12 protein-coding genes and 1 riboswitch are annotated in these 13,363 nt (G+C 44.9%); of the genes, 10 read left to right on the top strand and 2 right to left on the bottom strand.

What is annotated here, in order from left to right; translation table 11 throughout:
- The first annotated feature begins 94 nt into the window (after positions 1–94).
- From D1Z90_RS07410 to D1Z90_RS07370, 9 genes are all read left to right on the top strand, one after another.
- Entirely contained in the window at positions 95–1,054 is a 960-nt protein-coding gene (locus D1Z90_RS07410; protein ID WP_119910120.1) for an AAA family ATPase, read from the top strand.
- A complete protein-coding gene (locus D1Z90_RS07405) occupies positions 1,051–1,977 on the top strand; it encodes a DUF58 domain-containing protein (RefSeq protein ID WP_119910119.1) in 927 nt (308 codons plus the stop codon). Before D1Z90_RS07410 ends, D1Z90_RS07405 begins: the two co-directional genes overlap by 4 nt.
- Positions 1,978–1,979: 2 nt before the next feature.
- On the top strand, positions 1,980–2,486 hold the full coding sequence (locus tag D1Z90_RS07400) for a DUF4381 domain-containing protein (RefSeq protein WP_119910118.1): 507 nt from the start codon (positions 1,980–1,982) through the stop codon (positions 2,484–2,486).
- The gene (locus tag D1Z90_RS07395; protein WP_119910117.1) at positions 2,479–3,444 is read left to right on the top strand and encodes a vWA domain-containing protein; all 966 of its coding nucleotides are present in this window, start codon (positions 2,479–2,481) and stop codon (positions 3,442–3,444) included. Before D1Z90_RS07400 ends, D1Z90_RS07395 begins: the two co-directional genes overlap by 8 nt.
- Positions 3,445–3,447: 3 nt before the next feature.
- Positions 3,448–5,394, top strand: a complete 1,947-nt coding sequence (locus D1Z90_RS07390; protein WP_119910116.1) for a VWA domain-containing protein — start codon at positions 3,448–3,450, stop codon at positions 5,392–5,394.
- On the top strand, positions 5,391–6,980 hold the full coding sequence (locus tag D1Z90_RS07385; RefSeq protein ID WP_119910115.1) for a BatD family protein: 1,590 nt from the start codon (positions 5,391–5,393) through the stop codon (positions 6,978–6,980). The genes D1Z90_RS07390 and D1Z90_RS07385 overlap by 4 nt, the downstream gene beginning before the upstream one ends.
- Before the next feature lie 57 nt (positions 6,981–7,037).
- On the top strand, positions 7,038–7,607 hold the full coding sequence (locus D1Z90_RS07380) for a sigma-70 family RNA polymerase sigma factor (protein WP_119910114.1): 570 nt from the start codon (positions 7,038–7,040) through the stop codon (positions 7,605–7,607).
- Positions 7,600–8,310, top strand: coding sequence for a DUF3379 family protein (locus D1Z90_RS07375; RefSeq protein WP_119910113.1), 711 nt, complete (start codon positions 7,600–7,602; stop codon positions 8,308–8,310). The genes D1Z90_RS07380 and D1Z90_RS07375 overlap by 8 nt, the downstream gene beginning before the upstream one ends.
- A gap of 236 nt (positions 8,311–8,546) precedes the next feature.
- Complete coding sequence (locus D1Z90_RS07370) at positions 8,547–9,767, top strand: EAL and HDOD domain-containing protein (RefSeq protein WP_119910112.1); 1,221 nt, start codon at positions 8,547–8,549, stop codon at positions 9,765–9,767.
- Positions 9,768–9,836: 69 nt separating this feature from the next.
- On the opposite strand, the gene D1Z90_RS07365 is transcribed toward D1Z90_RS07370, so the two are convergent.
- Positions 9,837–11,393 carry a Na+/H+ antiporter NhaC family protein gene (locus D1Z90_RS07365; protein ID WP_119910111.1) on the bottom strand — a complete coding sequence of 519 codons (1,557 nt, stop codon included), beginning with the start codon at positions 11,391–11,393 and terminating at the stop codon, positions 9,837–9,839.
- 41 nt (positions 11,394–11,434) lie between these two features.
- A riboswitch (Lysine riboswitch) is annotated at positions 11,435–11,607 on the bottom strand.
- A gap of 224 nt (positions 11,608–11,831) precedes the next feature.
- Here D1Z90_RS07365 and D1Z90_RS07360 point away from each other — a divergent pair.
- Positions 11,832–12,227 carry an H-NS family histone-like protein gene (locus D1Z90_RS07360; RefSeq protein WP_119910110.1) on the top strand — a complete coding sequence of 132 codons (396 nt, stop codon included), beginning with the start codon at positions 11,832–11,834 and terminating at the stop codon, positions 12,225–12,227.
- A 74-nt stretch (positions 12,228–12,301) separates the two neighbouring features.
- On the opposite strand, the gene galE is transcribed toward D1Z90_RS07360, so the two are convergent.
- Complete coding sequence (galE, locus tag D1Z90_RS07355) at positions 12,302–13,312, bottom strand: UDP-glucose 4-epimerase GalE (RefSeq protein ID WP_119910109.1); 1,011 nt, start codon at positions 13,310–13,312, stop codon at positions 12,302–12,304.
- Positions 13,313–13,363: the final 51 nt, after the last annotated feature.

Raw genomic sequence — 13,363 nt, 5'->3', positions numbered from 1 at the left:
TTAAATTTCAGTTATTTAAGCATAGCCAGTCTTGGATGAATTGCCGCATAGGGGTAATATCGAATGATATTCTTTTAAAACTGAACTTTTTCTCATGTCGAAACAACATATCCAAGCGCTCCGAGCCCATCTCAACAAAGCCATTTTGGGGCAAAGTGAATTAGTCGATAGTTTATTAATTGCGCTATTAGCCGATGGCCACATCATAGTGGAAGGACCGCCTGGACTGGCCAAGACGCGAGCAGTGAAAGCGTTGGCTGATGGCATCGAAGGTGACTTTCACCGGGTTCAGTTTACCCCCGACTTACTGCCGGCAGATTTAACCGGCACAGACATATTCCGACCACAAACTAGCGAGTTTGTGTTTGAGTCCGGCCCTTTGTTTCATAACATCATTTTGGCGGACGAAATTAACCGCGCTCCGGCCAAAGTGCAATCAGCATTGCTTGAAGCAATGGCCGAACACCAAGTAACTGTTGGCAAAAAAACGTACGCTCTGCCTAAGCTATTTTTGGTCATGGCAACCCAAAACCCCTTAGAGCAAGAAGGTACCTACCCGCTACCTGAAGCGCAACTTGATAGATTTATCATGCACCTTGAGCTCGACTACCCGGACGCAAAAACAGAACGTGAAATTTTGCAGCTCAACCAAAATGAAGTGATGGGGAATTTTGCCAAAGGCATTCAAAAGCTGCCGGCAGAGCAAATTTTTGCTTTACGCCAAGAAGTGCTCAACGTCACTATGGCGCCGCATTTAGAGCAATATCTGATTGATCTGGTGATGGCCACACGTCATCCAGGCCAGTTCTCTCAACAACTTGCAGATTGGATAAGCTTTGGTGTCAGCCCTCGCGCCACTTTAGCATTAGCCAGAACCAGTCGCGCACGAGCTTGGCTTGATGGTCGCGATTTTGTCACCCCTGACGATATCGTCAGCTGTTGCTACCCCGTATTTAGGCACCGTCTATTGCTGAGTTATGAAGCAGAAGCCGACGGCATCAGCGCCAATAAGGTGATCGATCATATCATTTCACAAGTGGCTTTAGCAGCATGATCCACCCCGCTTTGCCACACAGCAATGGCATCGCTGTGTCGTTAAAAGAGCTGTTGTCGTATCAAAAAAACAAACCTGCTAAAGCCAGTCAAGGTATGGGGGGTCGCACCCTGGCAGGGCCATATCGGTCATTAATTAAAGGTCGAGGCATGGAGTTTGATGAAGTGCGCCACTATCAACCGGGCGATGACGTTCGCTCAATTGACTGGCGGGTAACCGCTCGCACAGGCTCAACCCACACCAAAGTGTTCAAAGAAGAAAAAGAACGTCCGGTGTTTATTTTAGTCGACTTGTCTGACAGCATGACTTTTGGTTCAACCTTGTTGTACAAATCAGTACAAGCGGCGCACTTAGCCGCATTACTCGCTTGGCAAGCCAAACAACGTAACGACCGTGTTGGCGCGGTATTGTTTAATCAAGCTGAGCACCTGGAATTAAAGCCCAAGGCTCGCACCACTGGCGTTTTGCAACTGCTTCATGGACTGTGTAGCTTGCAACAACAACAGCCAAGCATTTTCCAGCAAGAAGACACAAAGCTAGTTGCTCACAGCCACGAACAATTTACTGCTGAACTGACCCGCTTGCGCCGTCTAGCTCATACCGGCTCTCAAATTCATCTTATCAGTGATTTTGCCAGTTTGACCGAGCAAGGCGAAAAACAATTAGCCCTGATGCAGCGTCATAATCAAGTGAGCGCATGGCAAATTGAAGATCCCCTTGAAATAAGCTTACCAAAAAGTGCCAAAGGCCAATTGAAAATTCGCTCCTTCTTTGGTGAAAGCTTGCTCAACCTCTCGCAGCAGCGTCAAACTTATGCTGACGCTGCCCAGGCTAAACGTGATCAATTAAGTCACCGCCTCAAACGCCGCGCCATTAGCCACCATACCATCAGCGCGGGTTTGCCTTTGTTGGAACAAATGTAATTATGTCCCTGCCTCAACCTGCTCCCTTAGAGCTTCTCGATATTGTCATGCCAGTGCCAGCGTCACCTTGGCCTCCGTCTTTAGCTGCGGGGCTGGCCGCGTTCACAGTGTTAGCATTACTGGCTTTAGTTGGTTGGCAATTATGGCGATACTGGCACCGCCGCAAATTACGACGCGCCGCGTTAGTGCAGTTAGACGCGTTAAGTCAAACATCCCCCACTTTATTAGCAGTGAGTGAGTTGCTTAAACGCATTGCCATCAGCGCCTATGGCCGCACTCAAGTCGCCGCACTCAGCGGCGACGCTTGGTTTGAGTTTTTATCTCAATCAAGTCAACAAAAAGCCGATTTCAATGCCGTTAAGCACCTTTGGTTACAAGGCATTTATCAAACTTCGCAAGTTGCCGATGACCAAGATATTGCATTGGCAAAACGTTGGATTAAGTCGGCGATTCCTGTAAAGGTTTCACGACTTACAAATCTACCGAACCAGGAGCAAACAAATGTTTGAGTTTTACTATCCTTGGCTCGGATTGCTCGCGTTATTGCCGTTACTGCTTTGGCGCTTACCCGCTAAAACAAGCCAGCAGGTTACCTTGTGGCTGCCGCAAGCACCAAACACGCCTACACAGCACAACACAGTACCCACGCGCCGTTGGCCCGCCCTGCTCTTTTTACTGGGCTGGCTGGCCTTAGTGATAGCCATGATGCGACCAACTTGGATTGGCGAACCAGTGCGAGTGCCGCAGCAGCACAGAGACGTTATGTTGGCATTGGATCTGTCTGGCAGTATGGAAATTGAAGATATGCAATTAACCATGCGTACCACGGATCGCCTCAGCGTCAGTAAAAAAGTACTGGCGGACTTTGTCAGTCGCCGCGAAGGGGACCGCCTAGGTTTGATATTGTTTGCCGACCATGCTTATTTGCAAGCGCCACTCACTTATGATCTCAATACCGTATTACAACTGGTGCAAGAAACTGAAATCGGTTTAGTCGGCGAGCTCACCGCCATTGGTGAAGGTATTGGCCTAGCGGTAAAACGCTTTATCGAAGCAGACAACGAACAAAAAGTGCTAATTTTGCTGACCGACGGCCAAAATACTTCGGGTACGGTCGACCCCATAAAAGCTGCAGAATACGCGAAAGAACAAGGGGTAAAAATTTACACCATAGGACTCGGTGCTGACGAAATGTTACAACGCAGTTTATTTGGCAGCGTCAAGGTTAACCCCAGCGCCGATTTGGATGAAGAAAGCTTATCTAAGATTGCCAGTATGACGGGCGGGCAGTATTTTAGAGCACGTGATCCCGATGACTTATCCGCTATTTATCAAGAGCTGGATAAACTCGAACCGGTCGCTTCTGAAGCTCGCAGCTATCGCCCAGAAAAGAACCTATTTTATTGGCCACTCGCCTTTGCTGTTGCTTTATTTGGCTGCGCTACGCTAGTGCGCCGGGAGTCTTAAGGCATGTTTGAATTTTTACGCCCGCTTTTTTTATTATTAATCCCTGTCGTGATGGCATTGTTTATCTGGCTAAAGCGCCATCAAGGACAAGCCAGCTTAAAACACCTGATCGCGCCGCACCTTGCCACACGGTTAATCCAAGGACAACGTGGCCATAACCAACTGCACTGGTGGGTGTTGTACTTGGGCATAGTAGCCAGTATTGCCCTTGCTGGGCCAAGCTTTCGACAAGTAGAAGTGCCCATTGTGCAACTCAAACAAGCCAGAGTGATAGTGATGGACATGAGCATGAGTATGTACGCCACAGACTTAACGCCTAACCGCCTAACCCAAGCAAAATATAAAGCGCTGGATTTAATTGGCCAGCAAACCGAGGGAGAGCAAGGCTTAATCGCATATGCAGGTGACGCCTTTACCATTTCACCGTTGACGCAAGATAATGCAACCATCTTAAATTTATTGCCTAATTTAAGCCCAGACATCATGCCTAAACCGGGTTCAAATCCTGTTGCGGGTTTACATCGCGCCATCGCCCTATTGCAAAATGCAGGGTATCAAGACGGTGACATTATCTTTATTACCGATGGCATTAGCCGCGCTCATAGCCAGCAAATGGCTGACATTGTCGGTCAAAGCTCATGGCGGCTTTCGTTTTTAGCTGCGGGCAGTAAAAAAGGGGCGCCCATAACACAACCCAATGGAGATTTACTTAAGGATAACGCCGGCAATATTGTGATCCCGCAACTAAAGCTGGCGCCGTTAAGACAGTTAGCAAGACAAACAGGTGGCACATTAGTGACGCTCTCAAGCTCAGACAAAGACATTTCTGCACTCAATCAGTTTGCTTTTAACGTGGCCAAAGACGCAGCTGAAAAGAGCGAGCAGCAAAGCTTACAAGCCATTGATGATGGCTATTGGTTGATGTTTTTATTGGCGCCATTTGTATTGTTCGGTTTTAGGCGTGGCCATTTATTTAGCGTCGCCTTGATTGCGGCCTGCTTTCTACCTAAGCCCGGCTACAGCCAAAGCCAAAGCATCTGGCAAAATACGCAACAAAATGCGTATCAGGCGTTTCAACAACAAGACTATGAAACTGCAGCGCAGCTGTATCAAGAGCCTCTCGCTAAAGGCGCCGCTTACTTTAAAGCCGAACAATACGACGAAGCGAAAGCGCAATTTTCCAAACTTGATAGCGCCAATGCATGGTATAACCTCGGTAATACTCAAGTTAAATTAGAAGATTATGACGCCGCCCTAAAAAGTTATGAAACCGCACTGCAGCGTGAACCAGGCCATGTCAGTGCTCAGCAAAACTTGACCCGCTTAAAAGACTGGCTAGCACAACAGGAGCAGCAAGAACAACAGGACTCACAGAGCCAGGATGAGCAAGAAAGTCAAGATTCTCAAGACTCACAAAGTCAAGACGAGCAAGCAAACCAAGACGCGCAAGATTCACAGAATCAAGATGAGCAACCAAACCAAGACGCGCAAGACTCACAAAGTCAAGACGAGCAACAAAACCAAGACGCGCAAGATTCACAGAATCAAGATGAGCAACAAAACCAAGACGCACAAGATTCACAGAATCAAGATGAGCAACAAAACCAAGACGCGCCAGACTCACAAAATCAAGATGCTCAAGACCCACAATCCCAAAGTGAAGAGAGTCAACAAGCACAAACGCAACCAGAGGTCTCACCGCAAGGTGAAGATCAGCAAGCATCAGCCGTCGCTTCCCCTGAACCTAGCCCAGAGCCTGCGCCAGCAGATGCACAACCATCTATTGCGCAGGGTGTTGAAAACAACGATGAAGCCGCAGCTGAACCCACAGAGCCTTTACCAGCATGGTTACAACAGATGGCGGATGATCCATCTATCTTGCTACGCAATAAAATGCGCTTGGAATACCAAAAGCGCGATAAATTTACCGAAGAAGGAGAAACCTGGTGAGTAGATTATGGTTTTATCTGACCCTGATACTAATGTGGGCGCCGCATTCCGCTTTTGCTGCTATTAGCGCCAGCATCAGTCAAAACCCTGTGTATCAAGGAGAAATATTTACCCTTGAAATAGAAGTGGACGAGAGCGCCGACCCCGACGCTTTAGACACCCGTCCGCTAGAGCAAAACTTTGACGTGTTCAGGCCTTCCGTTAGCCGCCAAAAATCGATGATAAACGGTAAGTTTACCAGCGTCACACGTTGGAGAGTCTCTCTATCGGCTAAAACCGAAGGCATGACTCAGATCCCCGCGTTAAACGTCGCAGGGCAATTGACCCGCCCTATCGCGGTGAAAGTCGTTTCTCAAGGCGAGCAAGCAGATGAACCAAAAGACGTATTCATTACCGCAGAGCTTGATAAAACCAGTGTATACCCAGGTCAGCAAGTGATTTATACGGTGCAAGTATATACCGCTGTAAATCTGGAGAATGCCAATTTGAATGCCCCTAAGTTAACCGGGGCAGACATATCTCAAATTGGCCAAGATCAAAAAGAAATAGCCATTAAAGATGGCTTAAAGTATCACAAGATTACGCGTCGCTTTGCCATTAACCCCAGCCAATCGGGCCAGTTTGATATTGCGCCGGCACAATTAACTGGTGATGGTTATAAGCGCGTCAATAATCAAGGCTACAACCGTATGATCCGCTCCAATATCAACGAAGCCAGTCAAGCGTTGACCTTGGAAGTCAAAGCCAAACCGGCAGGCTTTGCCGGCCAATGGTTAGTCAGCCCACAAGTCATGCTCAATGCTGAGTTACAAAATAAAGCGCAAAGTCTGGTTGTCGGTCAGCCCGTCACACGCACCTTCACTTTGATTGCGGCAGACACACCTCAGGCCGCGTTACCTGAATTCAACTTTCAATACCCAGACGGCGTCCGGATCTACCCTGATAAAGACGAATTAAGCCAATTTACCCATCAAGGTCAAGCGTACGCACAGCGTATCAGTAGCCATGCTATTATTGCCGAGCAAGCCGGTGAGTTGGTGTTACCAGAAGTAAAAATTCCTTGGTGGAACAGCGCAACCGATAAAATAGAATACGCCATTGTGCCCGCACAAACGGTCACTGTAATCGCGGCGGCGCAAGAGCCTGAACAAGCCATTATTGAGAGTCATGGTCCTACGACAATCGTAGAGCGCGATGCCGGTTTTTGGCCTTGGTTAAGCGCGCTACTCGGTTTGGGCTGGCTAGTCACCTTGATTTTTTATTTTAATCGACCGCGCCTTGCTGTTGCAACGACTCCTCGCACTGCAACTGCCAATAACTTGCCTAAGCAAAAGCTGTTAGCGGCCTGCGAACAGAATGACAAAAGCCAAGCGTGGCAAGCATGGTTAGTATTTAAACAAGATCAATGGCCACATGATCGCTCTCCCCTAGGCATTCATCATGAATTGGCTCAGGCACTGAAACAATTAGAAGCGGCCATCGCACAAAATGCGCCTTGGCAAGGTGACGAATTAGCACGAAGCATCAATACTGTGTCTAAAACGGCAACAGAGTCTGAGACAATCGCGCCACTTAATCCAAGCTAGCATAATTACAAGCATGCCCTGATGCCAGCCTATGGCATCAGGAAAAGGAGATGCTGCATGATAAAAAAATTTCTTGGAAAGAAAAATGCCCCCCCTCCGGTCATACAAGATATGGCTAATAAACAAAAACGCTATGAAGCCTTAGTGCAAGCTTATCATGGTGATATATATCGCTACGCATACTGGTTATGCCGCGACAAGCACATCGCAGAAGATATCGTGCAAGACACATTTTTACGTGCTTGGCGTGCTCTTGATAGCTTGCAAGATGAAAAAGCCGCCAAAGCATGGCTTATCACCATCTTACGGCGCGAAAATGCACGCAGGTTTGAAAGAAAACGTTTTGATATTGTTGATATTGAAACCGATACGGTCGCTGATGACGTATCAAGTAGCAGTGAACAGGTAATCGAGAGTGAATGGCTGCACCGGCAAATTGAAAAGTTGAGTCCAGAATACAAAGAGCCTTTGCTATTGCAAATGGTGGGAGGGCTGAGCGGAGAAGAAATTGCTCAGCAGCTGAAACTTAACAAAAATACGGTCATGACACGCTTGTTTAGAGCTAAAAACCAGCTAAAAGAAGCACTAGAGCAACAAAACACGATAAAGGGGCAAAGTAATGGATGAGTTAGAATTTCGTCGCAACGCTTATGCAGATCCCAATAATCAATCTCCGGAATTTTTAGCTTCAGCTCAAGAAAGTGAGCAGAACCAAAAGTTTCTAGATGAAATGAAAGCTTTTGATGACGCCTTAGAAGCAGGCCTTAAAGACATTGAGGTGCCTGAAGGTTTAGCAGATAAAATATTACTCAATCAAACATTCGAGCAATACCAAGACAATCAAAAGCACAGTCGCTGGCACCTGGCAATAGCCGCGAGCGTGGCCTTTTTCATTGGCCTGAGTCTTAATCTGATTAACTTTGAGCAAAATCCGAGCATAGGTGAAGTGGCTATTGAGCACGTTAAAAATGAGCTGATATTCACCCAACATATCGATGAGGCCGCTGACCTACACACGGTCAATGCCAAGCTTGCCAAATACGGTGGTCAAGTAGAGCAAACCCTGGGCCACGTTTATTACGTGAATCATTGCTCATTCGGTGGCGCAGCCGCTTTTCATATGATTTTGCAAGGTGAGCATGACAAAGTAACCGTATTTGTGGTGCCTAAATCGACAAAGATGGCCACGCAACCTATGTTGACCCAAGGGGATATGCAAGCCATGGTTACCCCCGTCAAACACGCTAATCTAGTGCTGGTTGCTCATAAAGATGAGCCGATGGAAAAACTGGAACAAAAACTGTCACAACGCATTGATTGGTCAATTTAATATAAAATATGCTGCGGATACTATTCAGACGCACATCCGCAGCATAAAATACCGAAAATCATCAAAAAAATCAGAGCAAGATCCGTGTTTTCCAGCCTATATTATATTAACCTTCTGACAATCATGATTGAACGCAGGGTCTAAGTGAGCTCTTCCCTCTAACGTTCAATGGCGTTAAGCAAAGCTAAGCTTTTTCCAATATACTCAACATTAACATCGGTAAATAATCAGTTTTTATGTATTCATTTGTTGCTCGTCAGCCTATCTTGAATCAACACCAAAACCTCGTTGCTTACGAGCTATTGTTTCGTGACAGTGCTGAAAATGTGTTCCCACAAATCGATTCAGAATACGCCACAAAAAAGCTTGTATCAGACACCTTTTTAAATCTCGGCCTCAATAAAATAGCCAATGATAAAGTGTGCTTCATTAACTTCACTGAAACGGCTATTTTGCAGAGCCTGCCGCTATTGTTACCCAAAGAGCACGTGGTTATTGAGCTGTTAGAAGATATAAAGCCCAGCGATGAATTATTAGCACAAGTCAAAATGTTAGCCCAAAGAGGTTATAAATTGGCTTTAGACGATTTTGAATATAACGATGCTTGGGAGCGCTTTTTCCCCTACATCAAGCTGATTAAGTTTGACCTAAGATTAAGCAGCATGGCGAGCATTAAAGCAGTCATGGATCGTTGCCGCCCACACAAAATGAAATACCTGGCAGAAAAAGTCGAAACTCATGAAGAGTTTCAACAAGCCAAAGCGTTAGGCTTTGATTTTTACCAAGGGTACTTTTTTAGCAAACCAGAAATGTTGCAACAAAAAGAGTTATCTCACAGCCAGATTAATATTATGGAGCTACTCGCAGAAGTAAACAAAGCTGAACTCAACTTTAGTCGGATTGATAATATTTTCTCTCGCGATGTCAGCTTATCTTACAAACTGCTCATGTTTGTTAATAAACTGGTTAAATCGAACGCCAAATCCATTACTTCATTTCGCCAAGCGGCCGTGTATCTTGGCGAAGAGCAGCTAAAGAAGTTTGTATCGCTAATTGCTACCACACAAACTGACTTAGATAAACCTTCAGAGCTTTATTTAATGTCAGTGGCCCGTGGCAGGTTCTGCGAAAACCTGGCGGCGCTGCATAAAACCAATATATTACCGTCTAACGCTTTTCTTGCAGGATTATTCTCATTGCTTGATAGCCTCCTTGACCAACCTTTGGAAAGTTTACTAGAGAATATTCCCATTGATGATGAAATAGTAGCTGCGCTGTTGCAACAACAAGGTCCGCTGGCCCAGTATATTGCGGCCATTGGTTATTTTGAAAAAGGACAATGGCAGGATATATCCGAGATTGCCGCAGCACTCGGATTAACCACAGAGAAAATGTCTAAGTGTTATTTAGAAGCGCTTAGCTGGGCCAACAGCTTCACTGAATCAACCAGCCAATAAACGACCGGCTTGTCACAATAAAAGGCCCGTTAACTCAGGCCTTTTTTAAAGCCCTGGCAATAGCCCTACTCAAGATTTACGCTTCACAAAGACTATTAAACTGACACTGGCGATAATAAACAACACCCCGCTCGCGATAAAGCCTGCCCAAAGCGATTCTGTCACGCCCAATGTTAAATAACCGCACGCACTGATAAGTGCGACCAATAAAGCGTAAGGTAATTGCGTAATGACGTGTTCAATATGGTGACAGCCTGCCCCAGTTGACGACAAAATAGTGGTATCTGAAATCGGCGAGCAATGATCGCCAAATACGGCTCCCGCTAGCACACTGGCCATCATAGGAAGTAATAAACCGGTATTGCTGCCCATCGCCATATCAGCCGCAATGGGTAACATAATGCTAAATGTACCCCAGCTGGTACCCGTGGCAAAAGCCATAAAACCAGCAAGTATAAATAACAACAGAGGTAGCAAGCTCACAGCTATGTTACCATCAGCTAAACTCGATAGGTATTTACCGGTTTCTATCGAACTGATCATCGATGCCATGGACCAAGCAAATAATAAAATGAGAATGGCCGGTAACATGGCGCGACAGCCCTGCCAAATTCCTTGTATTAACACAGGCAGTGCCAACCGATTATTTAATGCCATCATCAATGTTACCGCTAAGCCGGTTAAACCACCGTATACTAATGAGCCGGATGCATCGGTATTAGCAAAAATACTGATAGCCGTCACTTGGCCCTCGGTTGCATTTATGCCCGTGTAAATAATAAAGAAAACAGTACCAATAATCAGCGCCATGATAGGCAAAATCAAATCGTAAACGTTGGCTTTATCAGAACTGGCAACGGCTTCAATTTCACCTGCGGGTACGCCCATTTGTGCGTTATAGAGTTCGCCTAGGGTGGCTTTTTGTTCGCGCGATTTCATCGCGCCTATGTCTAACTTAAAATAAGCGGTTAACACCACTAGAAACAGCGCAAACACGGCATACAAGTTCATCGGGATCATAGTAACAAACGCTTCTAACGCCGTGTATTCTGTGAGTTTGTGCGTTGCAAAAATGGTTCCTATAATGCCAATAATATAGGCTCCCCAGCTTGAAATAGGCATCAACACACACATAGGCGCAGCAGTTGAGTCCAATAAATAGGCTAGCTTGGCACGAGAAACTTTATATTTATCGGTAATTGGTCGACAAATACTCCCCACCGCTAAACTATTAAAGTAATCGTCGATAAAAATGATGATACCTAATACCACTGTGAGTATTTTTGAGCCACGCTGGCTCGTTATTTTTGTACTCGCCCAATTGGCGAAGGCACTGGTGGCGCCCGAAATAGTCAATAAGCTCGTCATGACCCCCAGTATTAACAAAAACACTATCAGATCGATATTCCAACTATTTAATGCACCATCATCCCAAAATAAGCTGATAGACACTTGGCCAATATGAGTAAAAGTATCGATCAACTGAAAGTTTGTTAATAATAAAGCGCCTAGAATAATGCCAATTCCCAATGACAGTAAAACCTTACGGGTAATGATGGCTAATAGTACCGCTACGACAGGAGGTAATAACGATAAAATCGATTGAGAATAACTGGTGAGTTCCATTGGTCCTCTTTCATTACTTGAATGAGAAGCAAGCAACAAAAGTGTGCGGTAGCTCCCCATAGTGAAAACTATGACAGTAATACACTTATTAAGTGCATCACCAGCGAGTTGGCATGACGGCCTTACATCGCTTCGGCACAGTTTCCTTTCCATTTGGCTTACCGGCGTCAACCTAACCAAATATACTAATAAAATGCGCACCTCTACTATTAAGTATGGCAATATAGCAATTTTATAGCATAGGTACAATTAAGGACTTTTGCGACTTTGCTAAAATTTTTATAACTTTAAACAATTTAAGGTCAAAAAAATATAAAACCAAATAACCTTGTAGAATAAATACTTTCAACTAAAGTTAGTACTTTAAGATACTGGAAATAAGGCTCAAATAAGTCTATATTACTTCTTTCTCTCTCTTAACTAATGGTAAAAATAATAATGAGCGATTTTTTAAAAACGTTTCTAAATGCCCGCAGTTTAAAAGCTGCTACAAAAGAACTTTCTATTGAACAATTGGAAGAAGTTGCAGAAAAGTTCAACAAAATTGTTGGCGATCGTCGCGCAGAACATGAAGCTGAGCGTGAAGCAAATGCGGAAAAAATCCGTAAGCTTGAAGAATATAAAGAAATGCTTAAAGCCGATGGTATTGACCCAAGTGAGCTTCTAAACCTTAGCGGTGGTATGGAAACTAAAAAACGTCAACCACGTCCTGCAAAATACAAGTTCATTGACGAAGATGGCAATGAGAAAACTTGGACAGGTCAAGGTCGCAAACCAAGCCCAATTCAAAAAGCCCTTGATGAAGGTAAATCTTTAGAAGATTTTTTAATCTAACTTCGTAATGCAGTTATACCAATAAAAAAGGTCTGCAAATGCAGACCTTTTTTTATCGGCATTCTAATTATTGCTTATTTATAACCGTTCGGGTTTTCTGACTGCCAACGCCAACCATCTTTGGTCATATCTTCGATATTTTTCTCTGCTTGCCAACCCAGCTCTTGCTTGGCAAATGCTGGGTCAGCGAAACACTGCGCGATATCACCCGCTCTTCGTGGTGCAATTTTATAAGCAACAGTCTTGCCTGATGCTTTTTCAAATGCAGCCACCATTTCAAGAACTGAATAACCTTGACCGGTACCAAGGTTATATGTTGCTAAACCTGGCTTTTGAGTCAGTTTCTCAACCGCTTTAACGTGGCCTTTTGCTAAATCCACCACGTGAATGTAATCGCGAACACCCGTGCCGTCGGCAGTGTCGTAATCATCACCAAAAACGCTCAGCTGCTGCAATTTGCCCACTGCAACTTGCGCAACATATGGCATTAAATTGTTTGGGATGCCATTGGGATCTTCACCCATAATGCCACTTTCATGGGCGCCAACGGGGTTGAAATACCTTAAGTTAATGACATTCCAACTGTTATCGCTTTTGTATAAATCACCTAAGATTTCTTCAATGAAAAGCTTGCTACGACCGTATGGATTCGTTGCAGACGTCGGAAAATCTTCTTTGATTGGCACGCTAGCTGGGTCACCATAAACGGTTGCTGACGAACTAAATACAATATTTTTTACTTGGTATTTCGCCATGACTTGGCATAAATTAACCGTACCAGAAATATTATTATCGTAGTAATGCAGCGGCATTTCATTGGACTCGCCAACGGCCTTTAAGCCGGCAAAATGAATCACACTATTAAACTGATGCTTAGAAAAAACTGTCGCTAAGCCTTCAGCATCACGAATATCTACTTGGTAAAATGGCACCTTTTTACCTGTTAGTTTTTCCACTTTTTCAAGGGATGCTAAACTGGCGTTACACAAATTATCTATCACAACAACGTCATGATTTTCATTTAATAGTTCAACAAGAGTATGACTACCGATATACCCGGCACCACCTGTCACTAATATGGTCATTTACGCTCCCTGTAGTGTTAATTTTATCGAGGTGTTTGATTTATGGCGTTA

Origin of the sequence: Motilimonas pumila (genome assembly GCF_003596335.1) — a bacterium.
GTDB classification, from domain to species: Bacteria; Pseudomonadota; Gammaproteobacteria; order Enterobacterales; family CBDFNC01; genus Motilimonas; species Motilimonas pumila.
The sequence above is the reverse complement of the archived record's forward strand: the minus strand, read 5'-3'. Positions and strand labels throughout refer to the sequence as shown.

Excerpts from the sequence above, each read along its gene's own strand:
- D1Z90_RS07410 (WP_119910120.1), top strand. The coding sequence starts at position 95 with ATGTCGAAACAACATATCCAAGCGCTCCGAGCCCATCTCAACAAAGCC.
- D1Z90_RS07405 (WP_119910119.1), top strand. The coding sequence starts at position 1,051 with ATGATCCACCCCGCTTTGCCACACAGCAATGGCATCGCTGTGTCGTTA.
- D1Z90_RS07400 (WP_119910118.1), top strand. The coding sequence starts at position 1,980 with ATGTCCCTGCCTCAACCTGCTCCCTTAGAGCTTCTCGATATTGTCATG.
- D1Z90_RS07395 (WP_119910117.1), top strand. The coding sequence starts at position 2,479 with ATGTTTGAGTTTTACTATCCTTGGCTCGGATTGCTCGCGTTATTGCCG.
- D1Z90_RS07390 (WP_119910116.1), top strand. The coding sequence starts at position 3,448 with ATGTTTGAATTTTTACGCCCGCTTTTTTTATTATTAATCCCTGTCGTG.
- D1Z90_RS07380 (WP_119910114.1), top strand. The coding sequence starts at position 7,038 with ATGATAAAAAAATTTCTTGGAAAGAAAAATGCCCCCCCTCCGGTCATA.
- D1Z90_RS07375 (WP_119910113.1), top strand. The coding sequence starts at position 7,600 with ATGGATGAGTTAGAATTTCGTCGCAACGCTTATGCAGATCCCAATAAT.
- D1Z90_RS07370 (WP_119910112.1), top strand. The coding sequence starts at position 8,547 with ATGTATTCATTTGTTGCTCGTCAGCCTATCTTGAATCAACACCAAAAC.
- D1Z90_RS07365 (WP_119910111.1), bottom strand. The coding sequence starts at position 11,393 with ATGGAACTCACCAGTTATTCTCAATCGATTTTATCGTTATTACCTCCT.
- D1Z90_RS07360 (WP_119910110.1), top strand. The coding sequence starts at position 11,832 with ATGAGCGATTTTTTAAAAACGTTTCTAAATGCCCGCAGTTTAAAAGCT.
- galE (WP_119910109.1), bottom strand. The coding sequence starts at position 13,312 with ATGACCATATTAGTGACAGGTGGTGCCGGGTATATCGGTAGTCATACT.